The sequence below is a fragment of the Amycolatopsis sp. NBC_00345 genome, from assembly GCF_036116635.1.
GTDB lineage: Bacteria > Actinomycetota > Actinomycetes > Mycobacteriales > Pseudonocardiaceae > Amycolatopsis.
In genome coordinates this window covers 661,911-687,436 of sequence record NZ_CP107995.1, presented here as the reverse complement: position 1 = coordinate 687,436, position 25,526 = coordinate 661,911, and the positions used below count along the sequence as shown (strand labels likewise).

The window sequence follows — 25,526 nt, the reverse complement described above, 5'->3', positions numbered from 1 at the left end:
CTCGCCGAATGCGCCCCAATGTGGCGTTCGGTGCGTCCGACGCACCGAACGCCACATTGGGTGCGTCCAACGCAACCAACGCCACATTGGGGCGCTTCAGGGCAGCCAGGGCGAACCGGCCCCGGGCACAAGAAAACCACCGGCCGGGTCGTGGAGAACCCGGTCGGTGGTTCCTGGGCCTTGACGCCTTAGATCAGTTCCCGGCGCTGGCGGAGGCGCTCGAGGGCCTCCGCGAGGATGGCTTCGCCGTCAGCGTCGCTGCGGCGCTCCTTCACGTAGGCCAGGTGCGTCTTGTAGGGCTCGGTGCGCGGCGCGGCGGGCGGGCTCTTCTCGTTCTGCCCACCGGGGAGGCCGCAGCGCGGGCAGTCCCATTCGTCGGGGATCTCGGCCTCCATCGCGAAGGACGGGCGGGCCTCGTGGCCGTTCGCGCACCAGTAGGACACGCGACGACGTGGGGCCGACTCACCTCGCTCCGATTCGCCCGAAGGACCGGCACCCACCCGGGTGCCGCGAATCGCGTTACCGCCAACCATGAATCCTCACACCTACGAATCGGCGGCGCGCCCCCCAATAGGCACGCCGATGCACACACTCTGCGCGGGCTACCGGTCCGTCAGACCTTGAGCAGCAGGCCGAGGCCGATGATGCTGATCACCCAGATGGAACCCAGGAGCAGGGTGATCCGGTCGAGGTTCTTCTCGGCCACGCTGGACCCGGCCAGGCTGGACTGCATGCCACCGCCGAAGAGCGACGAGAGGCCGCCGCCCCGGCCGCGGTGCAGCAGCACGGCCACCACCAGAAACACGCTGGTGACGATCAACAGAATTTGGAGGAACAGCTTCATGTCATCCTCTGTAGTTCTCGGAGAACGCAGGGGCACGGCCAGGACCCGCTCGCGCGGATCTTCACCGTACCCCTGGACTCGTCCACTGCTGTGTGACGGACCGGATACACAGGTTACCCGGTAGTGGCCCCGATCAGGGCAGCGGCCCACCGGCCGCGAGTGCGCAGAGTTTGGTGAACTCGTCTCCGTCGAGGCTCGCGCCACCCACGAGAGCACCATCGATGTTCTCGCAGGACACCAGCTCGCTGACGTTGCCGGACTTCACCGAACCGCCGTAAAGCACCCGAACGGCCGAAGCCACCTCGTCGCCGTACTTCTCGTTCAGAGTTGCCCGAAGGGCCTTGCAGCACTCCTCGGCGTCGGCCGGGGTCGCGACCTTGCCGGTGCCGATGGCCCACACCGGCTCGTACGCGACGACCACCGTCTGGACCTGCTCGGCCTTGAGCCCCTTGAGGCCCTCGACCAGCTGCGCCGTGGTGTGCGCCAGGTGCTCGCCCGCCTCGCGGACCTCGAGCTCCTCGCCCACGCACAGGATCGGCGTGATGCCGTGCTTCAGCGCGGCCTTGACCTTCTTGTTGACCAGCTCGTCGGTCTCGCCGTGGATCGCGCGCCGCTCCGAGTGCCCGACGGTGACGTAGCTGCAGCCCAGCTTCGCCAGCATCGGCGCCGACACGTCACCGGTGTAGGCACCGGAGTCGTGCGGCGAAACGTCCTGCGCGCCGTAGGTCAGCGGCAGCTTGTCGCCGTCGGTGAGCGTCTGGACGCTGCGGATGTCGGTGAACGGCGGCAGCACCGTCACGTCCACCTTCGCGTAGTACTTATGCGGCAGCGCGAACGCGATCTTCTGGACGAGCGCGATCGCCTCGAGGTGGTTCAGGTTCATCTTCCAATTGCCGGCGATGAACGGCTTGCGCGCCATCAGTTCTTCACCTCCAGCGCGACCACGCCCGGCAGTTCCTTGCCCTCCAGGTACTCGAGGGAGGCGCCGCCGCCGGTGGAGATGTGCGAGAAGCCGTCCTCGGGCAGGCCCAGCTGCCGCACCGCGGCCGCCGAGTCACCGCCGCCGACCACGGTGAACGCGTCGCTGGCCACGAGCGCCTCGGCGACGGCACGGGTGCCGCCGGCGAACGCCTCGAACTCGAACACGCCCATCGGGCCGTTCCAGAACACCGTGGCCGCGTCGGCGAGCTTGCTCGCGAACAGCTCACGGCTGGCCGGGCCGATGTCCAGGCCCTCACGGTCGGCCGGGATCCCGGTGGCCGGGACGACCTCGTGCTCGGCGTCGGCGGCGAAGCCGGTGGCCGCCAGCACGTCGACCGGCAGCACCAGCTCCACGTTCCGCTTCTCGGCCTCGGCGAGGAAGCCCTTCACCTGGTCGAGCTGGTCCGCCTGCAGCAGCGAGTTGCCGACCTCGTGGCCCTGGGCCTTGAGGAAGGTATACGCCATGCCGCCGCCCACGAGCAGGCGGTCGACCTTGGTCAGCAGGTTCGCGATCACGCCCAGCTTGTCCGACACCTTGGCGCCGCCGAGCACGACCACGTACGGCCGCGCGACGTCGTCGGTGAGCTTCTTCAGCACCTCGAGCTCGGCGAGCACGAGCCCGCCCGCGTAGGCCGGCAGCACCGCGGCGATCTCGTAGACCGAGGCCTGCTTGCGGTGCACCACGCCGAACCCGTCGGACACGAACGCCCCGCCCGGGACGAGCGCGGCCAGTTCGGCGGCCAGCTCGGAGCGGTCGACAGCGTCCTTGCTGGTCTCGCGCGCGTCGAAGCGCACGTTCTCCAGCAGGGCGACCTGGCCGTCGGCGAGACCGCCGGCCAGTGCCTTGGCCGACTCGCCCACCAGGTCGCCGGCGAGCGGGACCTCGGTGCCGAGCAGCTCGCCCAGCCGCGTGGCGACCGGCGCGAGCGTGTACTTCGGGTCCGGCTCACCCTTCGGGCGGCCGAGGTGCGCCGTGACGACGACCTTGGCGCCGGCCTCGCTGAGCTTCTTCAGCGTCGGCAGGGCCGCGCGGACGCGGCCGTCGTCGGTGATCCGGGACCCGTCGAGCGGGACGTTCAGGTCGGCACGCACGAGTACGTACCGGCCCTGAACGCCCTCGCCCAGCAGGTCGTCGAGAGTCTTGACCGTCATCGCGTTCAGGACAGCTTCGAGCCGACGAGCTTGATCAGGTCCGCGAGGCGGTTGGAGTAGCCCCACTCGTTGTCGTACCAGCCGACGACCTTGACCTGGTTGCCGATCACCTTGGTCAGCGGCGAGTCGTAGATGCACGACGCCGGGTCGGTGACGATGTCCGAGGACACGATCGGGTCGGTGCTGTAGCGCAGGTAGCCCTTGAGCGGGCCGTCCGCGGCGGCCTTGTAGGCGGCGTTGACCTCGTCCACGGTGGCGGCCTTCTTCAGGGTCACCGTGAGGTCGGTGGCCGAGCCTGTCGGCACCGGCACGCGCAGCGCGTAGCCGTCCAGCTTGCCCAGCAGGTCCGGCAGCACCAGGCCGATCGCCTTCGCGGCACCGGTCGAGGCCGGCACCACGTTCAGCGCGGCGGCGCGGGCGCGGCGCAGGTCCTTGTGCGGCCCGTCCTGCAGGTTCTGGTCCTGCGTGTACGCGTGGATCGTGGTCATCAGGCCCTGCTCGATGCCGAAGGCGTCGTTGAGGACCTTGGCCAGCGGGCCGAGGCAGTTGGTGGTGCACGAGGCGTTCGAGATGATGTTCTGCGAGCCGTCGTACTTCTCGTCGTTGACGCCCAGGACCACGGTCAGGTCCTCGCCCGTGGCGGGCGCGGAGATGATGACCTTCTTGGCCCCGCCGGCCAGGTGCGCCTTGGCGGCGTCGGCCTTGGTGAAGAAGCCGGTCGACTCGACGACGACGTCCACGCCCAGGTCGCCCCAGGGCAGGTTGGCCGGGTCGCGCTCGGCGAGGGCCTTGATCGTCTTGCCGTCCACCACGATGCCGTCGTCGCTGACGCTGACCTCACCCGGGAAACGGCCCAGGATGGAGTCGTACTTGAGCAGGTGCGCCATCGTGTTGACGTCGCCGAGGTCGTTGAACGCGACAACTTCGATGTCGTGACCGCTCGCCTTCACGGCGCGGAAGAAGTTGCGGCCGATCCGGCCGAAGCCGTTGACACCTACGCGAACGGTCACTGCTGCCACTCCTCTGAATATCTCAGTACAAGTATCTTCGGTTCAGCTGTCTCAGTGCGGTTCGCAGCCGCGGGCGGCGGCGAACCAGAACCGGGGCGAGGCCCCGGAAGACTTCCGGACTTCGGCGCAACCCTAGCGTGCGGGCATGCGCGGCCCGGACTGCCCCAACGAGACTTCCACCACTGCGCGAACGCGTCAAGAATCGATTAAGAAGCCAGCTCACGCGCTTGCGACACCGAAAGTAGATCTGTAACAGGGCCTCGGGCGGACCACTCGCTGGATCGGTATTGGTGCCCCGGCTCACCCGGCCAGGTCACGCTCGGCCGGGGTCCGGAACCGGGGGATCACGCGCACCTCCCCCAGCCATCCGGTGAGCCCGGCGGCCTCCCGCTCGATGGCCGCCGCCTTCTCCGCGCCGACGTCTTCGAGCAGCCGGGTCACGACCTCACCCGACGCGCGCTGGGCCCACGCCCCGACCACGCGCCCGTCGCTCCACACGGTGGGGCCGATGTTGCCGCTGCGGTCGAACAGGGCATCGCGGTGCCCGCCGACGTACCAGTCGCGCGCCGCCCAGCCCATGGCCGTGGGGTCGAGCGCGGGCAGCAGCGCGACCCACGGCGCCGGCTCGGCGACGGGCTCGAGATCGTCCGCGAGGACAACACCCGGCTCACCGTCGAGGTCGACCTCGACCGGTTGCACGGCGGTGAGCGCCTTTTTCGTCTGGCCCACTGTCCAGCCCGTCCACCAGCGCAGGTCGGCGATCGGCGCGGGGCCGAACGCGCGCAGCCAGCGGCGCGCCAGCTCCGCCCGCGCGTCGCCGGAGGACCACGCGGTGAGCCCGCCAGGCAGCCAGCCGTCGAGCGGCGCCCACTCGTACTGGGTGCTCAGCCAGCTGCCGCGAGGCCGGCCGCGCACGATCCGCCCGTCGGCCGCGAGCTGGAAGAGCACGCGGCTGGTGACGTTGCCGATCGCCGCGTACGGCTTGCCCTTGGCCATGTGCAGCTGCTGGCGCAGGCGCGGCTCGTCTTCGACGAGTTGCTGCGCGGTGGCGGAACCACGGGCGCGCAGCGCGGTTTCGACGCTCTGCTCGACCTCCCGCAGCCACGGCGCCGGGTCGGGCAGGTTCTCCGGGTGGCCCTGGTTCGCGAGGTGCTGTTCGAGCAGTTTCCGTTGTCTGGCGGCGATATCGGCCGAGCAGCCCGCCTGCACGACCGCGGCGGTGTCCACCCCGGTGACGAAAACCGTGCGGCGCATGCCGAGGATCCGCAGCAGGGTGCGGTCTTCGTACAGCGCGCGCTCAACGCCGGCCACGGCATCGGTGGCCATCCGCGCTCGCGCGGCCAGGTACACCGACGCCGGATCGGTGGCGTGCAGCGCGACGACGCCTTCGGCCGCCCGCTCGGCCGAGGCCGCGGGAGCCGCGAGGTGGTGCCGCACGCCGAGCCGGGCCCGGCGCTGTTCGGGGGTGATCTTCACAAGAGAAGTTCTTACCAGCGGGGTACGACAAAAACGCGTGGTCGGAGGGCCGGGGAGGCGGACCTGACCGCCGTAACGCTTCGACAGACGGCCGCGACTCCCAGGCACACCACAGCAAGGGGCGCACCATGATCAAGCGCAGCACTCTCGCCGTCACCGCCGCGATCGCCGCTTTCGGCTTGGCTGCCTGCGGCAACGAAGCCCCGGCCACCAGCGAGTGGCACAGCGCGTTCGACTCGAACCAGGCGGCGGGCTGCACCCAGACCGACTGCGTCAGCCTGAACACCCCCACCACGACGTCGGAGGCACCGCCCTCGGCGCTGATCAGCGCGCCCGAGGCGAAGGACTTCAAGGTCGAGCTGCGGACGTTTTCCAAGCAGTGCTTCCGGTCAGCGGGCTGCAATACGGTGGTCGAACCCCAGATCTCGTTCCTCGGGGCGAACACCTTGATCTCAGGTTACGAGTGCGACCTCACGTACACGATCACCGGGGACGAAAGCGGGGAGATCGTGGAGACGGCCGTGAACACAGGGGGCACGGAGTACTCGGTTTCCCGCTCGGTGGTCAGCACCCCGAAGTCCAAGACGAAGATCGACGTGTCGGTGACCTCGGTCAGCTGCCACCGATGACCGGTTCGGCCGTCGTGCGCCGGCCGGCGAGCAGCTCCGCTCGCACTCTCGGGGAACGGCGAAAATGCGTCGTCAGCGAGCCGCGGCCGACTCTACCCTCGGGCGCATGGTCACCACCGCGCACCTCGCGGCGTTCGCCGCGCTCACCTTCCTCATGGTCGTCGTCCCCGGGCCCAGTGTGCTGTTCACGATCAGCCGCGCGCTGACCGTCGGGCGCCGCGACGCGCTGCTCACCGTGGTCGGCAACGCGACCGGGGTGTACACGCAGGTGGTCGCGGTGGCGTTCGGGCTGGGCGTGCTGGTGACGACGTCCGCCGCGGTGTTCACCGCGATCAAGCTGGCGGGCGCGGCGTACCTGGTTTACCTGGGCGTGCAGGCGATCCGGAAACGGCGCAAGCTCACCGAGGCGATGGCGTCCACCGTGCGCGCCGCCCCGGGCCGCACCTGGGCCGTGCTGCGCGACGGCTTTGTCGTCGGCTTCGCGAACCCCAAGTCGATCGTGTTCCTGGCCGCGATCCTGCCCCAGTTCGTCGACGCGGGCGCCGGCTCGGTGCCGGCGCAGATGCTGCTGCTCGGCATCTGCCTCCCGGCGATCGCGCTGGCCACCGACAGCGTCTGGGCCGTCGCGGCCGGCACCGCCCGCTCGTGGTTCGCCCGCTCGCCCCGCCGCCTCGAACTGATCGGCGGCACCGGCGGGCTGGTGATGATCGGCCTGGGCACCACGCTGGCGTTCACCGGCCGCAAGGACTGAAAACCCTCAGCCCAGCGCGGAAACCAGCTCGGCGGGCCAGGACGGCGGCAGTCCGTCGAGGTGGATCACGACCTGGTCGGCGCCCGCATCGAGGTAGGCGCGCAGCCCGGCGACCACCGTGTCGAGGTCGCCCCACACCGTGAGCGCGTCGACCAGGCGGTCGGACAGGCCGGTGATGTCGGCGTCGTCGAAGCCCATGCGGCGGAAGCTCGCCACGTAACCCGGGACTCCGGACAGGAAGGGCAGTGAGCCGCCGCGCACGACTTCACGGGCGCGCTGCACGTCGGTCTCCGCGACGACCGCCACGCCCACCGCCAGCTGCGTGTCCGGGCCGACGATTTCCCGCGCGGACGCGACGTAGCCGGGCGTGATGAGGTACGGGTACGCCGCCGCCGCGCGGTCGCGCGCCAGCCGCAGCATCTTCGGGCCCAGGGCCGAAAGGACCCGCTCGGCCCGCGGGACCACCGGGTCGATCTCGTCGAAGTACGCGTTCAGCGTGGCCAGCGGGCGGGGACCGTGCGCGCCGCCGATGCCCGGCACGTACCGGCCGGGGTGCGACGCGGCCAGCTCGCCGTACACCGCCGCCAGCTCCGCCGCGGGCACGTGGTCGACCGGCAGGATCCCGTTGCCCACGGTGATCCGCTTCGTCGCGTTCACGACGGCCGGCACGATCGGCAGGTTGTTGTCCTGGCCGCCCGGCAGCCACAGCGCCGAAAAGCCGAGTTCTTCCAGCTCGACGGCTTTCTCCACCGCGGCGGCGGAGTCCGCCGGGCCGAACGCGGGACTGGCGACGCCCAGTGGGCCGAGTTTGTCCATGCCGCAGGCAACCCGCGCCGGCCCGCCGTTGTTCCCTCAGTTGGACGGCCGAGGGACGGGAACCACCTGGAGCAGCGAGTCCAGCCCGGCGAAGTCCTGGGGATTCGTGGTGTACAACGGAAGTCCCCATGCGATGGCCGTGCTGGCGATCATCAGGTCGGCAAAGCGTCTCCGCGGTGTCCGTCCCACTGCCAGGACGGCCGCCACCACCCTGCCGTACACCCGCGCAGCCTCGGTGGTGAAGGGCAACGGATCGAACTCGGACTCGGCCTGTTGCAGGACGGCCACGCGGCGCGCACGTTCCTCCGGGTCGCCGGTGTGCTGAGGCCCAGCGGAGAGCTCGGCGAGGGTGATCGCGCTGATCGACACCACGTCCGGCAGCCGGCTGTGCTCAATACTGTGGCGCAGGATCAGGATATTCGTGTCCAGCAGCCCATGGACTTCACCGCTCATACGGGTCAGACGCCTCTTCGCTGATGTCCGCGTCCACATCGGCCCGGAAGCGCTCCAGATCGATGATGGGAGCATGCTCGGACCCCCATGCGAACTGCGCGCGGGTGACCGCCTGGCGACGGCGCAGCGGAACCAGCTCGCCGATCGGTGTCCCACTCCGGGTGACCACGAACGTACTGCCGTGTTCGACGGCGTCCATGATCTCGCCGGACCTGCTGCGCAGGTCCCGCTGAGTGATCTCGTGGTGGAGGCTCATAACTCCATTCTATCCGAGAGGTGGCACCACGTGCTACCACGTGCCACTCAGTTACGCCGGTAGTTCCGCCTGCGCGGATTCCGCGGCTTCCCCAGCCTCCGCGCCGCGGGTGAACATCCGTGTCGCCGAGAGCCGGGCGACGCCGTCCGGCTCGCCGAGGTCGTCGAGCGAGGTCCGGATGGTCGAGTCCACCGACAGGTACTTGCGGCCCGCACGCAGGTCCGCGTCGTTGCGCAGCCGGACGATCAGCGGGAACTCCGCGAGCGCGCCGGCGTCGAACAGGCCCGTCGTGTAGATCAGCTGGACGCCCAGCGCCTCCGCGACGGCGCGCTGCAGCTCCAGCAGATAACCCGCCGACGCGCGGCCGATCGGGTTGTCCAGGAACAGCACGCCGGAGTGCCGGTTGCGCGCCTTGCCGCGGTTGTTCGCGCGCAGCGCCGCGAGCGTGCAGTACAGGATGATCGCCGCGGTCAGCTGCTGGCCGCCGGAGAACACGTCGCGGATCTCGGAAACGCGCTGGCGTTCGGTGCGCAGCACGGAGTCCGGCTTGAGCATGTCGACGCGGAAGCCCTTCGGCGCCGACACCTGGACCCCGCGCAGCACCAGGGAAAGCCCGTCGCGCTTGACGTCACGGCCGTCGGCGGTCTTGCCCGCCGCGGCCTCGTCGACGACCTCGCCGAGCTTCTCCGCCAGCACGTTCTCCTCCAGCTCGGCGAACCGGATCCGCAGGAACTCCTGGCCCGACCAGTCGCCGAGCCCGTCCGGCAGCCGCGAGACGCGCTGGGCCGCGCGCAGCGTCCGCAGCGCGCCGTCGACCATGCCCTGCAGGCGCGTGATGATGCCGCCGCGGTGCCGGTCGATCTGGGCGAGGTCGTCGGTCAGCGTGCGCAGCCGCGGCCGCAGTGCCTCGGCCCACTCGGCCGCGTGCACCGGCAGCTGGTCACGTTTCACCGAAATCACCTGCTGGCGTACGGGCGTGCTCAGCTTCTCGAACCGCTTCTCGGTGGCGTACTGGGCCAGCTGGTCGGCCGCCTCGCGTACGCGCCTGTCGCCGGTGTCGGCAGCTTCCTGCGCCTCGCTCAGCACGGTGTTGAGCTGTGTGTGCTTCGCGCGCGCCGCGTCGACATCACCGTCGTACGCAGCCACCGCGTCTTCGGGCAGCAGGTGCGCGAGCGACTCCGCGAGCAGCGCGAAGCCGGACGCCGACGCCTTCGCCGAGTCCAGCGTCGCCTCTGCCGCCGCGCGCCGCTCCTGCAGCTCCTCCCATTTACGGGCCGCCGCCGAGACTTCCAGCGACGCGGCGTCGATCAGCTCCAGGCCGTGCTCGATGTCGCGCGGGCGGTCGACCGGGGCGGCGCCGTTCTGCAGCGGCAGCACGTCCAGCTCCGCCCGCCGCGTGGAGACCAGCCCGATCGCCTCGGTGCGCTCCTCCTCCAACGAGTCGACCACGCGCCGGGCCCGGGCCAGCGCCGCCGCGCGAGCCGAGGCGTCGGAGCCGTCCGGCGTCTCCAGCAGCTCCGCCGAACGACGGCGCACGGCCTCGTCCAGCGACTCCAGCGCGGAGCCCGCAGCGGCTTCGGCCGATTCGGCCTGGTCCAGCTCGGCGCGCAGGTCGCTGCCGACCTCCACCTTCGCGTAAGCCTCGGACGCCGACGCGAACGTCCGCCGTAGCGCGTCCACCGGCTCGGCCGGAGCTTCAGCGTCCTCGCCCAGCTCGCCGGCGCCCGGCACCTCGGCCAGCTCGGCGCGGGCGGTGGTCGCGGTGCGGCGGTGCCCGTCGGCGGTCCGCTGCTCCTCCCCCGCCTGCTCGCGCAGCCGCGCCGCCTTCGCCGCCGCGTCGGAGGCGTTGACCTCCGCGCGCTCAGCGATTTCGCCCGCACGCTCGACTTCTTCGGTCCATTCGGCGACGCGCGACGCCCGCGTCGACAGCTCCGCGAGCCGGCGCGCCTTGTCCTCGGCCTCGGCCAGCGCCACACGCAACGCCGGCACGCGCTCGCGTAGCGTCGCCGCCTTCTCGCTCAGCCGCGTGAACTCCGTCTCCGCCTGGGTGAGCGCCGTCTGCGCGGTTTCCCTTGCGGTACGGGCGGTCTGGGCCTGCTCGGCCAGCGTCGCGATCGCGCCCGGCGGGTAGTCCTCGCGCCAGGTGGTGAGCTTCCAGGTCAGCGCGCCGTCGGCGGACAGCGACTCGGCCAGCCGCTCCAGGCGCCGCTGCCGCTCGGTGTTGCGCTGCGCGACGGCCTCGCGTTCGGTGTCGGCCGCTTCCTCGTCGTACATCGCCGGGTTCGGCGGCACGATGAATTCAACACAGGACTCGACGCCTGAAACCTCCGGCGCGTCCGCGTCCTGGAACGCATCGGTCGTGCCGACCGCGATGACGGCGCTCGGCAGCAACCGGCTGTTCTCCAGTACCTCACGCGCTCGCGGCACCTGCGCGACGTCGTTCAGCAGCACCCCGGCGACCAGCTGCGGCAGCCGTTCCAGCACCTCGTCGCGGCGAACAGAGTCCAGTTTGGACAGATACCGCCAGCCGGACCACGCCGTGATCCCGGCCTGCTCCAGCGCGTCGAGGGCGGCCTGCACGTCCTGCGGCGGCGGCAGCAGCCCGCCCGAGCCGAGCGCCGACAGGGCCCGCTCGTCCGCGGACTCCGCCATCCGCAGCTCCGTCTGCTCCCGCTCGACGGTCGCGCTCGCCTCACGAAGCCGTTGCAGCAGAACGGGAAGGTCGCTCTCCAGGTTCACGTCTTCGGCGCCGAGCAGCTCGACCAGACGGGGCTCGGCGGCGAGCGCGTCGGTACGCCGGTGCGCGCGGTCGAGGTCCTCGATCGTCCGCACCTGACGGTCCTGTGTGGACCCGGAGAGCTGGTGCGCCTCGTTCACGGCCCGCTGCGCCGCCTGGAGGTCTTCGGCGACGCGTTCCAGCTCCTGCTCGCGCCGGGTGAAGTCCGCGGCGGTGTTCTCGGCCGCGGTCCGCGCCGCGCGGGCGGCCTCGGCGACGTCGGTGCCCGCGCTCAGCAGTCCACTTCGGACGGAGACGGAGATCTCCTCGCGCAGCTCGGCGATCCGGGCGGACAGCCCGCGCGCCTCGGCGCGGCGCCCGGCGGCCAGGTTCGCGGCCTCGTCCCGGTCGGTCTGCGCCTTCTCCGCTTCCGCGCGCAACGCACCGGCGTGGGCCTCGGCCTTGTCGGCCTGTCGCTGCGCGTCGCGGGCCAGCGCGAGCAGCCCCCGGCCGAGCGCCGACGCCGCGGCGTTGCGGGCCGCGAGCGCGGGCTTGGCCTTCTCCTCGCGATTGCCGACCAGCTCACGCAGGTCTTTCGCCTTGCGACCGGCGTTCAGCTGGTTCAGCACGGTGGCGGTCTCGCGCCACGCCTCGGCCTCGGTCTTGGCCTCGGCCAGCTCGGCGTCCACGCGCTTGCGGGCGGCCTGGGCCTCGTCGAGGCGCAGCACCGCGACCAGGCGGCGCAGCTCGGTGACCCCCGCGGCGAGCCGCCGGTGGTCGCCCTCCGCGAGCTTCTCCGCCGTCTTCACCTCTTCGACGTGGTCGTCCAGGCCGTCCAGCCGCGCGTTCTCCAGCTCGTTGCGTGCGTGGATCCGCCCGGCCAGCTCCTGCAGGTCGGCCCGCGCGACCGCGGCGATGCGGCGTGACGCGGCGGCGACACCCTCCTCCTCGGCCAGCGGGCCGAGGAGTTCGAGCGCGCCGGCGACGAAGTCCTTCTCCGCCAACAGGTCCCCGCGCTGCGCCAGATTGTGCGAGTAGGTCGAGACGACCTGCGCGAGGTCCTTCGGCTCGTCCTCCGAGAGCACCGCGCGCAGCAGGAACTCGACGAAGGCCTCGTCGGTGGAGAACTGGAACGCGTCCGCCGCCTCGCCCTCACCGGCGTTCATCGCGCGCTGGTAGCGGAACAGCTCGGTGTCCAGGCCGAGGCTGTCGAGCCGGCCGGTCCACTCGTGGTGGCGCCGCGTCCAGAACAGCTCCAGCTCCGGCTCGGCCAGCGCCGAGGCGGCGATCCGGTCGTGGAAGCCGGACATCGTGAGCAGCCGGGACTCCTCCGTCAGCGGCAGGGAGTCCAGCGCCAGCGCGGGCGTCGGCCGGAAGCAGTACCAGGAGTCGACCAGGTTCTCCGAGTCCGCGGACGTCACGTGCCCGCGCCACTCCGAGACCTTGCCGGTGATCACCCGCTGGCCGGTCTCCACGTGCAGCCACTCCAGCGCCACGTGCGAAACGTCCTTGGCCGCCACGAACTTCTCCAGCACCTTGGTGCTCGTGGTGCCGACCACCTGGCGGCGGCCCGGCAGCATCACCGAGAAGATCAGCTTGATCAGCACCGACTTGCCGCCGCCGTTCTCCAGGAACAGCACGCTGGCGGGCGAGGGACGGCGCACCGGTCCCCCGGCGTGGATCCCGGCGCTGAACAGCGCGTCCTGCTTGGGCGCGGTGATCGTGGCGCCGACGCCGCTGAAGTCCAGCACCACGTCCTGGTAGCGGGCGCCCGCGGGGCCCACCGAGTGCAGGCGGACCCGCGAAAGCTCGTACATCGAAGTCCCCTCTTACTGCAGCGTGTCCGTCGCGGCCGGGCGCAGCGTGCCCCCGGCGCCCGCGACCGCGACGACGTCGAGCGCCAGCAGGTCGTCGAACGCCGCGTCGGCGGCCAGCTCGCGCACCTGGATCTGATAACGCGGGGTGGTGCGGTAGGTGCCGCCCTGCTCGTCGCTCACCGGCACCAGGAAGCCCTGGTCGGCGAGGAACCGCAGGGCGCGCGCGACCATGCCCCTGGTGGTGTCGGCGGCCATCCGGCCGTCCTTCGTGGCCGCGGCGGCGGGCCGGCGGGCGTACGCGCGCCACGCCTGTTCCAGCTCCGGCGCGTCGGCCAGCGGGTCGTTGTTGGCCTCGGCCTGCTGCGCGCGCTCGTCGAGGATGCGGGCGGCCTCGCGGACCATCGCGTCCACCAGCTCGACGCTGACGCGGCCGATGTAGGTGTCGTTGGCCAGGTCGTCCGGGCGCGGGTAGCCGAGCGCCGCGGTGGCGAGGTGGATCAGCCCGTGCAGCACCTTCTCGGTCTCACGGCGCTCGCGGATCTTGCTCTGCCGGGCGTAGGCGTCCATCTTGATCTCGAAGATCGACTCGTCGGTGGCCGCGAGCACCGCGCCCGCCTGCTGGTTGACCTCCAGCACCATCAGCCCGAGGCCGGAGGCGACGGCGTGGGTGAGCGCCTTGAACGCGTTGTCCTCGCCATACCTGCGGACCAGTTCGCCGTAGACGACGTCACGGGCCGGCAGCTGCTTCGGCCGCATGCCGAACGCCACCAGCCGGGCGGCGGCCTCGGCGTCGACGCTCGTGTGGGTCACGGCCATCTCAGGCGACCTCCTCGGTCTCGTCGGTTTCGCCGGCGCGCTCGACCCCGGCGGTGGACAGCAGCAGGTCGGCGCCGCCGAAGTCCGGATCTTCGAGCTGGGTTCCATCGTCGACGGCCAGCAGCACCTGGCGTTCCCCCTGGCGGCGCGCGGCGCCGACCTCGGGACTGTAGGCGTGCAGGGCGCGGAGCGCGACCAGTGCCGGCAGCCCCGGCTGCTTCGTCCGGCGCGCGTCCTCCAGCAGGCCGGACAGGCGGCGCGGCACCTCCGGCAGGTCGAGCAGGTCGTCGGCGAGGCGCCAGACGTCGTCGCCGAAGCGGTCGGTGACGTCGGCGGGCATCAGCTCCGGCTCGGGCACCTCGCCCACCAGCTGGTCGCGCTCCGGCACGGGCCGCAGCAGCAGCGAGACGAGCGAGGACAGCGACGGCACCACCGGCGGGGCGATCCCGGCGACGGCGTGGAAGAAGTGCTCCGCGGGCGCGACGGCGTCGGCCAGCGGCAGCCCCAGCGTCGGCACCAGCAGCTGGCCGAACAGGTCGATGGTCGCGCGCTGCGGCGGGCCGGAGAACTGCTGGCGGTCCTGCTCGGCGCGGAACACCGCGCCCGCGTCGGCCAGCCGCGACTGCAGGCGGGTGTGCCGCCGGATGCAGTCCGCGACGATGTCGACCAGCTCGGCCGCGCGGCGCTTGTGGTCGACATCCTCCGACTCGTCGCGCGCGATGGTGATGTTCTTGAGGATCGCGTTCTCCGCCCGGAAGCGGGACTCGATGTGGCCGAGCGCGGAGTCGATCAGGTCCGGCACCTCGCGCTCCCAGTCCACGGCGCGCACGTCGCGGCGGGTGGCGTCGAGCTTCGCGCGCAACGTCTCGCCGTACTGCACGGTGCGGTAGCGCGCCTGCTCCGCGGCGAGCTTGGCGTCGGCCAGCCGGCCGCGGTTGATCAGGTTCTCCAGCTTCACCTCGGCCGCGATCTGCGCCGACTCGACGTCGGTGTCCAGCGCGCCGACCAGCACGTTGATCGCCTCGTCGGTGGCGCGCAGGTAGACCTCGCCGTCGGGGGCGGCCAGCTCGACGAGCAGCTTGAAGTCGAACTGGCGGCGCTGGTAGCCGCCCGGGCCCATGGACCCGTAGACGCGCCGGAAGCCGCGGTCGGTGGTGCCGACGTTGATCAGGTTGTCCAGCACCCACTTCGCCACGCGCACGTGCTCGTCCGGCGTCCGCGACGGCGCCTGCTGCGCGATGAACCGCAGCAGCCGGTCGATCACCTGGTCGTGGCCCGCACCGGTATCGAAGTCCATCGCGATGGTGACCTGGTCGATCGTGTGCAGCGCGATCTCGGCCATCTGGTAGACCGTGGCGTCGGCCCAGTCCAGCTTCGCCTTGCGCGCGTCCAGGTCGTGCAGCGGCGCGGTGCAGGCGAGCGCCTTCAGCCGGCGGGTCAGCCCTTCGTCGGCCAGGCCCGCGGCGCCCATCTCGTCGTCTCGCACAGCAGGTCAGGCTAGTCGGCCTCCTCCTGCGCCCGCACGGGTGACGGGCTAACGTCGGTCCCATGCGCGAGATGACCAGGGACGAATGGTGGGAGTTCGCGGGTTCCGGCACCCGGACCGGCATGCTGGGGCTGGTCCGCGCGAACGGCGCCCCGATCGTGACGCCGGTGTGGTTCCTGCTGGACGCGACGCCCGATGGCGACGAAATCGTCTTCACCACGGGCACCGACACCCTCAAGGGCAAGGCCATCCGCCGCGACGGCCGGATCTCACTGGCCGTGGACGACCAGCGGCCGCCTTACTCGTACGTCCAGTTCACCGCCGAGGCGCGGCTGACCCACGATTTCGACGGCATGCTGGAGTGGGCGACGCGGCTGGGTGAGCGGTACATGGGCGCCGAGCGGGCCGCGGAGTACGGGCGGCGCAACGCGGTGCCGGAGGAGTCCCTCGTCCGGGCGAAGATCACGAAGGTGATCGCGCGGGCCGATATCGCCGGGTGAGCCGGCTCTCGCGCTGAAGCTGGGGCTTGGGCGCTGTAGGCGGAGCGTGCTTTCGGCGTTCGGATCGATGGGCCGGGTTCCTGGTGGGAACCCGGCTTTTTCTCGTCTTTTCCCGGGTTCTCCGGGCACTGAACGTGACGGCCCGGTTCGGTATTGACATCACCCGGTCGGAAATGGTGTGATCTCACCCATAGATAGGAAAGTTTCCTAACTATATCTCCCCCGAGTCCGACCGCAGTCCCCCGCTGACACCGCCGACACCGCTGCCGCCCCCGGTAGGTCCCCGCTGCCTTCCGGCGCTGGAGGAGGTTTTCGTGGCGATCCGCTTGACCTGGCGTACCGCGCCCGGCTCCGCGATTCCGTGCGGAGCGGACGTACCCACGCCCGTGCCGCCGCGGTGGCGCGAGGGACATCGGCACAGGGACATCGGCGCTCGGCCCGGTCACCCCGGGCCCACGGACTGCGCCCGGGGTGACCGGAGCGGCGCCGGTCACCCCGGGTGCACACCACCCACCGCCACTCCACCCGCTGACAGACCGCCCACTGACAGACCGCCCGCCGTCACCACGGCCGACAGCAGGCCACTCCCCGGTTCCTGACCGGAACGCCCCGCCCGAGACGGGGAACCCCGACCGCGGCCGGGACAACCGGAGCGGCGCCGGTTGTCCCGGCCGCGCACTACCAGAGGTCCACTGTGCAAAGTCCACAGTGGACCACTTCACGGCCTACGCCGTGTCCTGCAACTGATTCTCCGGCCGCAACGCCACCGGCAAGCTCGACAGCGGCGGCCGCTGCTCGCAGGTCAGGTCGGTCAGGACCAGTTCGCGGTCGACGCCCTCGGCGGAGGTGCCGCGCTGGAACTGGGCCAGCAGCGTGGCCGGCGGGACCGCCGTGACGAGCCGGCCGTAGCGCTCCAGGCGGTCGAACAGCGTCAGCATGATCTGGCCCGCCATCCGGCCCAGCGCGTGGGTGCTCTGGTGCCGGTGCACCCGGCGGCCGAGGTCCACCTGGGCGAGCGCGTCGAGTCCGCGGGCCTCCAGCAGGTCGATCAGGTGGCCGATCTCGACGCCGTAGTTCGCCACGAACGGGATGCTCTCCAGCACCTCGCGCCGGCCCGCGTACTCGCCGGCGAGCGGCTGCACGAAACCCGACAGCTCCGGCCAGAACATGTTCAGCAACGGCCGCGCGACGAGTTCCGTGACCCGCCCGCCGCCGTCGGCCTCGCTGCCCGCCGCGCCCGTGAGCGGGCGGTGGTAGAAGCCCTTGACGTAGCCCACCGACGGGTCCGTCAGCAGCGGGCCGAGCAGGCCGGTGACGTAGTCGGTGGTGAAGTCGTACAGGTCGCCGTCCACGAAGACGACCAGGTCGCCCGTGGTCGCGGCGACGCCCTTCCACAGCGCCTCGCCCTTGCCGGCCAGGCCGCCGAGTTCGGGCAGCACCGAGTCCTGCGCCACGACGTCCGCGCCGGCCGCCGAGGCGACCTCCGCGGTGGCGTCCGTGGAACGGCTGTCCACCACGAGGATCTCGTCCACGAGCGCGTGCCGCTCCATCAGCTCCTCGCGGATGGCGGTGACGATCGCGCCGACCGTCGCCTCCTCGTCACGCGCGGGGATGACCACCGAGACGCTGGTGCCGCGTTTGGCGGCGGCCAGCTGCTCAGGCGTCCAGTCGCCCGCCCGACCACTGCGCCGGTTCAGCCAGGTGCCGACCTCCGCCGAAACCTGCAGCTGCGCGCGCTCCCCTGTGCCACTCGTGCGCATGCCTTTCCCCTTCCTCGAGGCTGATCGCCTGGAGTCCACGGTCCGGGTGACACGTTTCGCCCACCACTCCGGGGCGCTACCGCGATGTTACGAGTTCACCCCGCCATCGGCGGCGGCGTTAACAAGGTGTCGTCAGGAAACCGGTTGCCCGGGATGGTGCGCTGGTGACGTGCCAGAACCCGTCCGCCTGCGCCGCGTAAAGTGCTCGCCCGCAGCGCGGACGGTGACCTGCCTCTTTCCGCAGCCGGGATCGGTGGGCCGACGAGGACGCCCGCGCGCTCCCACACATCGAGCACGCCCGTCAGGCCCTCGCGATCGTCGAGGCCGGGCGGCCGGCGCCCGTGCGGGACCGGTTCGTCCGGCAGCTGACGCGCGAGCCGGCGATCGCCGAGCCGTGGCTGCGGGCGATCGCCGGGGCGGTCAGGCTTCCTCGTCCTCGAGCATCTCGGGGGTGACGGCCGACTCCGTGTCCGGGATGCTCAGGTCCTTGGCGCGCTTGTCGGCCATCGCCAGCAGGCGGCGGATCCGGCCGGCCACGGCGTCCTTGGTCATCTGCGGGTCGGACAGCTGGCCCAGCTCCTCCAGCGACGCCTGCCGGTTCGACAGCCGCAGCTTGCCCGCCGCCAGCAGGTGGTCCGGGGCCGTGTCGCCGAGGATCTCCAGCGCGCGCTCCACGCGGGCCGCCGCCGCGACGGCCGCGCGGGCCGAGCGGCGCAGGTTCGCGTCGTCGAAGTTGGCCAGCCGGTTCGCCGTCGCGCGCACCTCGCGGCGCATCCGCCGTTCTTCCCACTGCAGCACGCTCGTGTGCGCGCCGAGGCGGGTCAGCAGCGCGCCGATCGCGTCGCCGTCGCGGACCACCACGCGGTCCGCGCCGCGCACCTCCCGCGACTTCGCCTGGATGCCCATCCGCCGTGCCGCGCCGACGAGCGCCAGCGCCGCCTCCGGACCGGGGCAGGTGACCTCCAGCGAGGACGAGCGGCCCGGCTCGGTCAGCGAGCCGTGCGCCAGGAACGCGCCGCGCCACGCGGCCTCCGCGTCGGCCACCCCGCCGGAGACGACCGCGGCGGGCAGCCCCCGCACCGGGCGCCCGCGCTGGTCGATCAGCCCGGTCTGGCGGGCCAGGCCCTCACCGTCCTTGACCACGCGCACGACGTACCGCGTCCCCTTGCGCAGCCCGCCGCTCGCGGTGATCACGTGCACGTCCGAATGGTGCCCGTAGAGCTCGTGGATCTCCCGGCGCAGCCTTCGCGCCACCGAGCCCGTGTCCAGCTCCGCCTCGACGACCACCCGGCCGGCCACGATGTGCAGCCCCCCGGCGAAGCGGAGCAGTGACGCGACCTCCGCCCGGCGCGGCCCCATCTTGGTGATCTCGAGCCGGCTCAGCTCGTCCTTCACCGCGGCGGTCATCGCCATGTACTGCCCCTCCTGCCTTCCGCTCCGCGCCCGCCGTCACCCACGGTGCTCCCCACCGAGACCGAGAGCCTCTCTCATGCACCGGGCGAGCGCATCAGGATCATGCCGTCCCTCCACCACCGGGTCGGCCACCGCCCCCAGGTGGGCCCGGCCGCCGAGCCGCCGGGCCGCGCGGCGCAGACTTGCCGGGTCCGGCACCGAATCGCGGTCCGCGATGACGGCGTCGACCCGCAGACCGGGCGCGTGCTCGAAGAGTACGTCGAGGTGGCGCTCCGGCGAGAACCCGGCAGTTTCCCCCGGCTGGGGGACAAGGTTCAGCACGACGACCTTCGTCGCGGTGGTCCGCACGAGCGCGTCGTAGAGGTCCGGCACCAGTACGTGCGGCAGCACGCTGGTGAACCACGAGCCGGGGCCGAGGAACACGACGTCGGCGCCGAGCACCGCCTCGATCGCCTCCGGGCAGCCCTTCGGCGGCCGCGGCAGGCGCCCGACCGGGTGCAGGCTGATCCGGTGCACCTGCCCCGGGGTGCTCGCGACCGCGACCTGGCCGCGGATCCGGCGCAGCGCGTCGGGGTCCTCGCTGTCGAGGCCGCTCACCTCCGCTTCGATCTCCAGCGGCTCCGGCGACATCGGCAGCACGCGCCCGGACACGCCGATCAGCCGGCACGCCTCATCCAGCGCCGCCACCGGGTCGCCGAGCACCTCGAACAGCCCCGCCAGCAGCAGGTTGCCCACCGCGTGGCCGGCCAGCGCGCCGTCACCGCCGAACCGGTGCTGGAACACCTCGGCCCACAGCGTGCCGCCGTCCTCGGCGGCGAACGCCGCGAACGCCTGCCGCAGGTCGCCGGGCGGCAGCAGGCCGAGTTCCCGGCGCAGGCGGCCGGACGACCCGCCGTCGTCGGCGACGGTCACCACGGCGGTGACCTTGCGGGTGACCCGCCGCAACGCGGTCAGCGTCGCGTGCAGGCCGTGTCCCCCGCCGAGCGCGACAGCGCGCACCTCACTCGCGGCCAAGGTCGCGGTGCACCACCTTCACGGCCATTCCGTCCTCATTGGACAGTCGCTGGGCGAGCTCTTCGGAGATCGCCACGCTGCGGTGCTTGCCGCCGGTGCAGCCCACCGCGAGCGTCAGGTACCGCTTGCCCTCGCGCTTGTAGCCCGCGCCGATCAGGCGCAGCAGCTGGTGGTAGCGGTCGAGGAACTCCTCGGCGCCCTCCTGCGACAGCACGTAGTTGCGCACCTCGCCGTCGAGCCCGGTGTGCTCCCGCAGCTCCGGGATCCAGAACGGGTTCGGCAGGAACCGCACGTCCATCACCAGGTCGGAGTCCATCGGGAGACCGTACTTGTAGCCGAACGAGAGCACGGTGACGCGGGTCTGCGTGCTCGCCTCGGAGCCGAACGCGTCCTCGATCTTCGCGCGCAGGTCGTGCACCGACAGCGCGGACGTGTCGAGGACCAGATCGGCCTCCTCGCGCAGCGGCGCGAGCAGCCGTCGCTCGGCGGTGATGCCGTCGGCGAGCCGGCCGTCGGCCTGCATCGGGTGGCCGCGGCGGACCGCCTCGAACCGGCGCACCAGCACCGCGTCGGTGGCCTCCAGGAACAGCACGCGCGGCTTGTAGCCCCGCGCGTCGAGGTCCTTGATCACCGAGGCCAGGTCGTCGGTGAACGCGCGCGAGCGCACGTCCATCACCACGGCCACCTTGGTGATCGCGCCGCGCGCCTGCGCGCCCAGCTCGACCATGGTGGCGATCAGCTCCGGCGGCAGGTTGTCGACCACGAACCAGCCCAGGTCCTCCAGGCACTTCGCCGCGGTGGAGCGCCCCGCCCCGGACAGGCCGCTGACGACGGCGACCTCCATCCCGGTCCCCCGGTTGTCCTCTTGCGCACTCATGATGGTTCCTTCTCCGATCACGACCCTTGTTCCCCTCCCGGGGCGGTGGCACCGGTCTCCCCGGCCAGTGCCGCCACCACGGCCTCCGCGGTGCGCCTGCCGAAGCCGGGCACCGCCTCGATCTCTTCGACCCTGGCCTGCTTGAGCTTCTTCACCGAGCCGAAGTGCTTGATCAGCGCGGTGCGCCGAGCCTGCCCGAGCCCGGGCACACTGTCCAATTCGGACGTCTGCAGGCGCTTGGACCGCTTCTCGCGGTGGTAGCGGATGGCGAACCGGTGCGCCTCGTCCCGCAGCCGCTGCAGCAGGTACAGCGCGTCGGACGTGCGCGGCAGGATCACCGGGTCCGGGTCGGCCGGCAGCCAGACCTCCTCCAGCCGCTTCGCGAGGCCGACCACGGCGATGTCGGTGATGCCCAGCTCCGAGAGCACTTCGGCGGCCGCGGTGGCCTGCGGGCCCGCGCCGTCGACCACCAGCAGGTTCGGCGGGTAGGCGAACTTGCGCGGGCGGCCGGTCTCCGGGTCGATGCCGGGACGCGGGGGCTCGGCCCCTTCGCCGGCCGCGCTGTCGCGGTCCGCCGCCTCCTCCGCGCTCTCCTTCAGGTAGCGGTGGAACCGGCGGCGGACCACCTCGGCGATCGACGCGACGTCGCCCTCGTCGGCCGCCTCCCGCAGCGCGAACCGGCGGTACTCGGACTTGCGCGCGAGACCGTCCTCGAACACCACCAGCGACGCGACCACGTCGCTGCCCTGGATGTGGCTGATGTCGATGCACTCGATGCGCAGCGGCGCGCTGTCGAGCGCCAGGTAGTCCTGCAGCTCCTGCAACGCGGCCGAGCGCGCGGTGAGGTCGCCGGCGCGGCGCAGCTTGTGCTGGGTGAACGCCTCGGCGGCGTTGCGCGCCACGGTCTCCGCCAGCGCCTTCTTGTCCCCGCGCTGGGCGACGCGCAGGCTCACCCGCGAGCCGCGCTTGCCGGACAGCCATTCGGCGAGCGGCTCGGCGTCCGCGGGCAGCTCCGGCACCAGCACCTCGCGCGGCACCACCGGCCCGCCGTTCACGTCGTCGCGCTCCGCGCGCTCGGACTCCTCGCCGTAGAACTGCGTGATGAAGTGGTCGACCAGCGCCGGGACGTCCATCTCCTCGGCCTTGTCGATCACCCAGCCGCGCTGCCCGCGCACCCGCCCGCCGCGGACGTGGAAGACCTGGACGGCGGCCTCGAGATCGTCGTGGGCGAAGGCGACCACGTCGGCGTCCGTGCCGTCGCCGAGCACCACCGCCTGCTTTTCCATGGCCCGGCGCAGCGCGCCGAGGTCGTCGCGCAGCCGGGCCGCGCGCTCGAACTCCAGCTCCTCGGACGCGGCCGCCATCTCCCGCTCCAGCCGCCGGACCATCGCGTCGGTGCGGCCGGCCAGGAAGTCGCAGAAGTCTTCGACGATCCCGCGGTGCTCGTCGGCCGAGACGCGCCCGACGCACGGCGCCGAGCACTTGTCGATGTAGCCGAGCAGGCAGGGCCGGCCGATCTGGCCGTGGCGGCGGAACACCCCGGCCGAGCAGGTGCGCGCCGGGAACACGCGCAGCAGCAGGTCGAGCGTCTCGCGGATGGCCCACGCGTGGGCGTACGGGCCGAAGTAGCGGACGCCCTTCTTGCGCGCGCCGCGGTAGACGTGCAGCCGCGGGTACTCCTCGTTCATCGTCACCGCGAGCACGGGGTAGCTCTTGTCGTCGCGGTAGCGGACGTTGAACCGCGGGTCGAACTCCTTGATCCAGTTGTACTCCAGCTGGAGCGCCTCGACCTCGGTGCTGACCACGGTCCACTCGACGCTCGCGGCGGTGGTCACCATCTGCCGGGTGCGCGGGTGCAGGCCGGTGAGGTCGGCGAAGTAGGAGTTCAGCCGGCTGCGCAGGCTCTTGGCCTTGCCGACGTAGATGACCCGCTTCGCGGCGTCGCGGAACTTGTACACGCCGGGCGCGTCCGGGATGCTCCCCGGCGAGGGACGGTAGGTGGTCGGGTCAGCCACGGTCACCACCCTATGGCGCGGCACCGACAGTTTCGCGAGGCCCCTCGCCTGCCCGGGTTTCGTCGCGTCGTGCCCTGAAGGCCACCTTCAGGGCACGACGGTCCCTGAAGGTGGCCTTCAGGGACCGGTGACCCGACGGAAGTCGGGTGCTTCGGACAGAAGCGACGTTCGTCGGTTCCGGCCCTGGTCAACGCGCGGTTACTTTCCGTTCGGCCGAGAGCACTCGGCGTCTCCCCCGGTCCCCACCGGTCCCCGAAAGGATCCCGCCTTGAGCAGAATCCGTATCGCCGGCGCAGCCACCGCCGCCGCCGTCGCGCTGACCCTCGCGGGCGGCGCTGTCGCCGGCGCCCAGACGGACATCGTCGGCGGCGGCACCGCTCCCACCGTCAGCTGGGGCGCGCAGGTGTACGTCAACACCCCCGGCCGCGACTTCCAGGGCTTCAACTGCTCCGGCACGGTCATCGCGCCGAGCTGGGTGATGACGGCCGTGCACTGCCTCGACGAGGACGGCAGCGGCATGTTCGTGCGGGTCGGCACCAACACCCTCTTCGGCGGCACGAAGATCGCCGTCGACCAGAAGAAGGAGTCGCCCAACGGCGACATCGCCCTCCTGCACCTCGCGCAGACCACCGGCGCCGCGCCGGTCACCCTCGGCAGCGCGGACCCGGCCAACGGCAGCTCCAACCAGCTCTACGGCTGGGGCCGCACCACGCCGACCGGACCGCCGGCGTCCGCGCTGAAGGTGGCGAACGTCCAGGTCACCGGCCGCTCCACGGACGCCTACGGCGGCCGCGCGATCCAGAGCGTCGGCGTCAACGGCTCGGCGTGGAAGGGCGACTCGGGCGGGCCCGAGCTGTCGAACGGCGCGCAGGTCGGCGTCGCGTCGACGGTGCAGAACCAGAGCGGCACGAACACCCGCGGCACCAACAACTACGCGAGCGTCGCGTCCAGCCGCTCGTGGATCCGGACCACGGCCGGAGTCTGAGCCGGGCGGGGTGCGCGGCGGGTCCGCCCGGCCGCGCACCCCTATCCTGGCGGGCATGCGCATCGCGACGTGGAATGTCAACTCGATCGTGCCGCGGCTGCCGCGCGTGCTCGACTGGCTGGAGCACTCGGCCCCCGACGTGCTGTGCCTGCAAGAACTTAAGGGCACCACCGAGGCCTTCCCCGTCGAACCGGTGCGGGAGCTGGGTTACGAGGTCGCCGCGTACGGCCTGGGCCGCTGGAACGGCGTGGCGATCCTCTCCCGGATCGGGCTGGCCGACGTGACCCGCGGCCTGACCGGCGAGCCGCAGTTCGACGGCGCCGCCGAGGCCCGCGCGATCGGCGCCACCTGCGGCGGCGTGCGGGTGTGGTCGGTGTACGTGCCCAACGGGCGTGAGCCGGACAACCCGCACTACGCGTACAAGCTGGAGTGGCTAGAGGCGCTGCGGCAGACCGTCTCGGCGGAGCTTTCGGACGCGCCCTTCGCCGTGCTGGGCGACTTCAACGTCGCGCCGTCGGACGAGGACGTCTGGGACATCACGGCATTCGCCGATTCGACCCACGTCACGGGGCCCGAGCGCACGGCGTTGGAACGGCTGCGCGCCGTGGGCCTCGGCGACGTCTTCCCGCGCCCGCAGAAGTACGACCACCCGTTCACCTACTGGGACTACCGAGCCGGGAACTTCCCCAACAACCGGGGAATGCGGATCGACCTGGTTTACGGCAACCGCGCGTTCACCGGCGCGGTGGCGGACTCCTATGTGGACCGTGAGGCCCGGAAGGGCAAGGGCTCCTCGGATCACGCGCCGGTGGTGGTGGACCTTTCACTGCCGTCCCCGGCGGCATAGTCCCCACCGCCGCTCTCATCAACTGCTCTCATCAACACAGCGGCGCAGGACGCTGGTGAAGTCGCCGTTGTCGAGCAGCCCGCTGAGCACGTCGGTGATCGCGGTGATGCCCGCGTCCCGGACGATGAGGCCGTCCGAGCACCAGAAGTAGCGTCCGCCCAGCGCCTCGCCGCTGTCCGCCCACCGCGCCATCAGCCGGCCGACTTCGGCGACGGTGAAGACCGTCGCGGTCCAGCGGGAGCCGTCGGCGAGCCGGACCTCGACGTCGACGTTCTCCACCCGGTCCAGTTCCTCGTCGGAGACGACGAACGCCGCCTCGAACCGGGCGGTGCGGACGCGGTACCACGAGCCGTCCCGCCAAGCGCTCGCGCGAAGAGCCTGTTCCATACCGTTTTCCCTTTCACCACAGCGAAAAGCCGCCCGAACCCGAAGGTCCGGACGGCTCGGGCGCGAAAACTCAAGCAGCCTCGTGCGCCGCCCGGTGCAGGCGGCGCAGCGCGCGCACGGCGGCGACCGCACGGTCGCGGTCCACGGCCTGCACCGCCATCACCGAGAAGTACTCGTCCTCGGGCAGCTCGAAACGGGCCCAGGAGGCGCCGTCCGGGAAACTGACCGACAGGACGTCCGTCCAGGCGAACTGGCGGGTCGCGAGGACGTTGCGGACCTCGACGCCGGCCGCGTCCGCGCGGACCCGCGGCAGGGCGAACAGCATGGTGCCCGCCGCCAGCAGGATGCCGATGCCGATCATCGCGGCCTGGTCGGCGGGCTCGAACACCACGCCGGTGTGCGAATTGCGCAGCAGCACCGCGACCACGATGAACACGCCCAGCAGCAGCACCGCCAGCACGCTGCACATGATCAGTGTCCGCCGGGGGCGGATCACCAGGGTCTCCGTCTGCTGCTCGGTCATGG

At 71.8% G+C, this 25,526-nt stretch carries 24 protein-coding genes; 5 read left to right on the top strand and 19 right to left on the bottom strand.

Features of this window, described 5'->3' with window-relative positions:
- Positions 1–188: 188 nt before the first annotated feature.
- The 6 genes from OG943_RS03250 to OG943_RS03225 form a co-directional block, all read right to left on the bottom strand.
- Entirely contained in the window at positions 189–533 is a 345-nt protein-coding gene (locus OG943_RS03250; protein WP_091618855.1) for an RNA polymerase-binding protein RbpA, read from the bottom strand.
- 80 nt (positions 534–613) lie between these two features.
- Positions 614–844 (bottom strand): preprotein translocase subunit SecG, encoded by a 231-nt coding sequence (gene secG / locus OG943_RS03245; protein ID WP_328608156.1) that lies wholly within the window; start codon positions 842–844, stop codon positions 614–616.
- Positions 845–977: 133 nt separating this feature from the next.
- Positions 978–1,763: a triose-phosphate isomerase gene (gene tpiA / locus OG943_RS03240; RefSeq protein ID WP_328608155.1), complete on the bottom strand. Its 786-nt coding sequence runs from the start codon at positions 1,761–1,763 to the stop codon at positions 978–980.
- Positions 1,763–2,977 (bottom strand): phosphoglycerate kinase, encoded by a 1,215-nt coding sequence (locus OG943_RS03235; protein WP_328608154.1) that lies wholly within the window; start codon positions 2,975–2,977, stop codon positions 1,763–1,765. Before OG943_RS03235 ends, tpiA begins: the two co-directional genes overlap by 1 nt.
- A gap of 5 nt (positions 2,978–2,982) precedes the next feature.
- A complete protein-coding gene (gene gap / locus OG943_RS03230) occupies positions 2,983–3,987 on the bottom strand; it encodes a type I glyceraldehyde-3-phosphate dehydrogenase (RefSeq protein ID WP_328608153.1) in 1,005 nt (334 codons plus the stop codon).
- Between the two features lie 300 nt (positions 3,988–4,287).
- On the bottom strand, positions 4,288–5,463 hold the full coding sequence (locus OG943_RS03225; protein WP_328608152.1) for a winged helix DNA-binding domain-containing protein: 1,176 nt from the start codon (positions 5,461–5,463) through the stop codon (positions 4,288–4,290).
- 128 nt (positions 5,464–5,591) lie between these two features.
- Here OG943_RS03225 and OG943_RS03220 point away from each other — a divergent pair, with 128 nt between their 5' ends.
- Both OG943_RS03220 and OG943_RS03215 read left to right on the top strand, forming a co-directional pair.
- Positions 5,592–6,092: a hypothetical protein gene (locus OG943_RS03220; protein ID WP_328608151.1), complete on the top strand. Its 501-nt coding sequence runs from the start codon at positions 5,592–5,594 to the stop codon at positions 6,090–6,092.
- A 106-nt stretch (positions 6,093–6,198) separates the two neighbouring features.
- Complete coding sequence (locus OG943_RS03215) at positions 6,199–6,843, top strand: LysE family translocator (protein WP_328608150.1); 645 nt, start codon at positions 6,199–6,201, stop codon at positions 6,841–6,843.
- A gap of 6 nt (positions 6,844–6,849) precedes the next feature.
- Here the strand turns inward: OG943_RS03215 and OG943_RS03210 are convergent, their stop codons facing one another.
- From OG943_RS03210 to OG943_RS03185, 6 genes are read right to left on the bottom strand one after another with little or no spacing between them, the layout of a single operon-like run.
- A complete protein-coding gene (locus tag OG943_RS03210; RefSeq protein WP_328608149.1) occupies positions 6,850–7,659 on the bottom strand; it encodes a TIGR03620 family F420-dependent LLM class oxidoreductase in 810 nt (269 codons plus the stop codon).
- A 36-nt stretch (positions 7,660–7,695) separates the two neighbouring features.
- Positions 7,696–8,112 (bottom strand): type II toxin-antitoxin system VapC family toxin, encoded by a 417-nt coding sequence (locus OG943_RS03205; protein WP_328608148.1) that lies wholly within the window; start codon positions 8,110–8,112, stop codon positions 7,696–7,698.
- Complete coding sequence (locus OG943_RS03200) at positions 8,102–8,368, bottom strand: type II toxin-antitoxin system Phd/YefM family antitoxin (RefSeq protein ID WP_328608147.1); 267 nt, start codon at positions 8,366–8,368, stop codon at positions 8,102–8,104. Before OG943_RS03200 ends, OG943_RS03205 begins: the two co-directional genes overlap by 11 nt.
- Before the next feature lie 51 nt (positions 8,369–8,419).
- Positions 8,420–12,901, bottom strand: coding sequence for a hypothetical protein (locus tag OG943_RS03195; RefSeq protein WP_328608146.1), 4,482 nt, complete (start codon positions 12,899–12,901; stop codon positions 8,420–8,422).
- A 12-nt stretch (positions 12,902–12,913) separates the two neighbouring features.
- The gene (locus OG943_RS03190) at positions 12,914–13,717 is read right to left on the bottom strand and encodes a hypothetical protein (RefSeq protein ID WP_328608145.1); all 804 of its coding nucleotides are present in this window, start codon (positions 13,715–13,717) and stop codon (positions 12,914–12,916) included.
- A 1-nt stretch (position 13,718) separates the two neighbouring features.
- A complete protein-coding gene (locus OG943_RS03185) occupies positions 13,719–15,188 on the bottom strand; it encodes a hypothetical protein (RefSeq protein ID WP_328611985.1) in 1,470 nt (489 codons plus the stop codon).
- Between the two features lie 77 nt (positions 15,189–15,265).
- On the opposite strand from OG943_RS03185, the gene OG943_RS03180 reads away from it, so the two are divergent.
- Positions 15,266–15,703 (top strand): PPOX class F420-dependent oxidoreductase, encoded by a 438-nt coding sequence (locus OG943_RS03180; RefSeq protein WP_328608144.1) that lies wholly within the window; start codon positions 15,266–15,268, stop codon positions 15,701–15,703.
- Positions 15,704–16,428: 725 nt separating this feature from the next.
- Here the strand turns inward: OG943_RS03180 and OG943_RS03175 are convergent.
- The 5 genes from OG943_RS03175 to uvrC form a co-directional block, all read right to left on the bottom strand.
- On the bottom strand, positions 16,429–17,463 hold the full coding sequence (locus OG943_RS03175; RefSeq protein WP_328608143.1) for a glucosyl-3-phosphoglycerate synthase: 1,035 nt from the start codon (positions 17,461–17,463) through the stop codon (positions 16,429–16,431).
- 420 nt (positions 17,464–17,883) lie between these two features.
- Positions 17,884–18,876, bottom strand: a complete 993-nt coding sequence (whiA, locus tag OG943_RS03170) for a DNA-binding protein WhiA (RefSeq protein ID WP_315660405.1) — start codon at positions 18,874–18,876, stop codon at positions 17,884–17,886.
- A 36-nt stretch (positions 18,877–18,912) separates the two neighbouring features.
- Positions 18,913–19,875 carry a gluconeogenesis factor YvcK family protein gene (locus OG943_RS03165; protein WP_328611984.1) on the bottom strand — a complete coding sequence of 321 codons (963 nt, stop codon included), beginning with the start codon at positions 19,873–19,875 and terminating at the stop codon, positions 18,913–18,915.
- Between the two features lies 1 nt (position 19,876).
- The gene (gene rapZ / locus OG943_RS03160; RefSeq protein ID WP_328608142.1) at positions 19,877–20,767 is read right to left on the bottom strand and encodes an RNase adapter RapZ; all 891 of its coding nucleotides are present in this window, start codon (positions 20,765–20,767) and stop codon (positions 19,877–19,879) included.
- 17 nt (positions 20,768–20,784) lie between these two features.
- Positions 20,785–22,782: an excinuclease ABC subunit UvrC gene (gene uvrC, locus OG943_RS03155; protein WP_328608141.1), complete on the bottom strand. Its 1,998-nt coding sequence runs from the start codon at positions 22,780–22,782 to the stop codon at positions 20,785–20,787.
- 268 nt (positions 22,783–23,050) lie between these two features.
- Here uvrC and OG943_RS03150 point away from each other — a divergent pair, with 268 nt between their 5' ends.
- Positions 23,051–23,767: a S1 family peptidase gene (locus OG943_RS03150; protein WP_328608140.1), complete on the top strand. Its 717-nt coding sequence runs from the start codon at positions 23,051–23,053 to the stop codon at positions 23,765–23,767.
- Positions 23,768–23,822: 55 nt separating this feature from the next.
- A complete protein-coding gene (locus OG943_RS03145; RefSeq protein ID WP_328608139.1) occupies positions 23,823–24,614 on the top strand; it encodes an exodeoxyribonuclease III in 792 nt (263 codons plus the stop codon).
- An 18-nt stretch (positions 24,615–24,632) separates the two neighbouring features.
- Here OG943_RS03145 and OG943_RS03140 read toward each other — a convergent pair whose 3' ends face one another.
- Both OG943_RS03140 and OG943_RS03135 read right to left on the bottom strand, forming a co-directional pair.
- On the bottom strand, positions 24,633–25,001 hold the full coding sequence (locus OG943_RS03140; protein WP_328608138.1) for a hypothetical protein: 369 nt from the start codon (positions 24,999–25,001) through the stop codon (positions 24,633–24,635).
- Positions 25,002–25,071: 70 nt separating this feature from the next.
- A complete protein-coding gene (locus tag OG943_RS03135; protein WP_328608137.1) occupies positions 25,072–25,524 on the bottom strand; it encodes a PH domain-containing protein in 453 nt (150 codons plus the stop codon).
- Between the last annotated feature and the right edge of the window lie 2 nt (positions 25,525–25,526).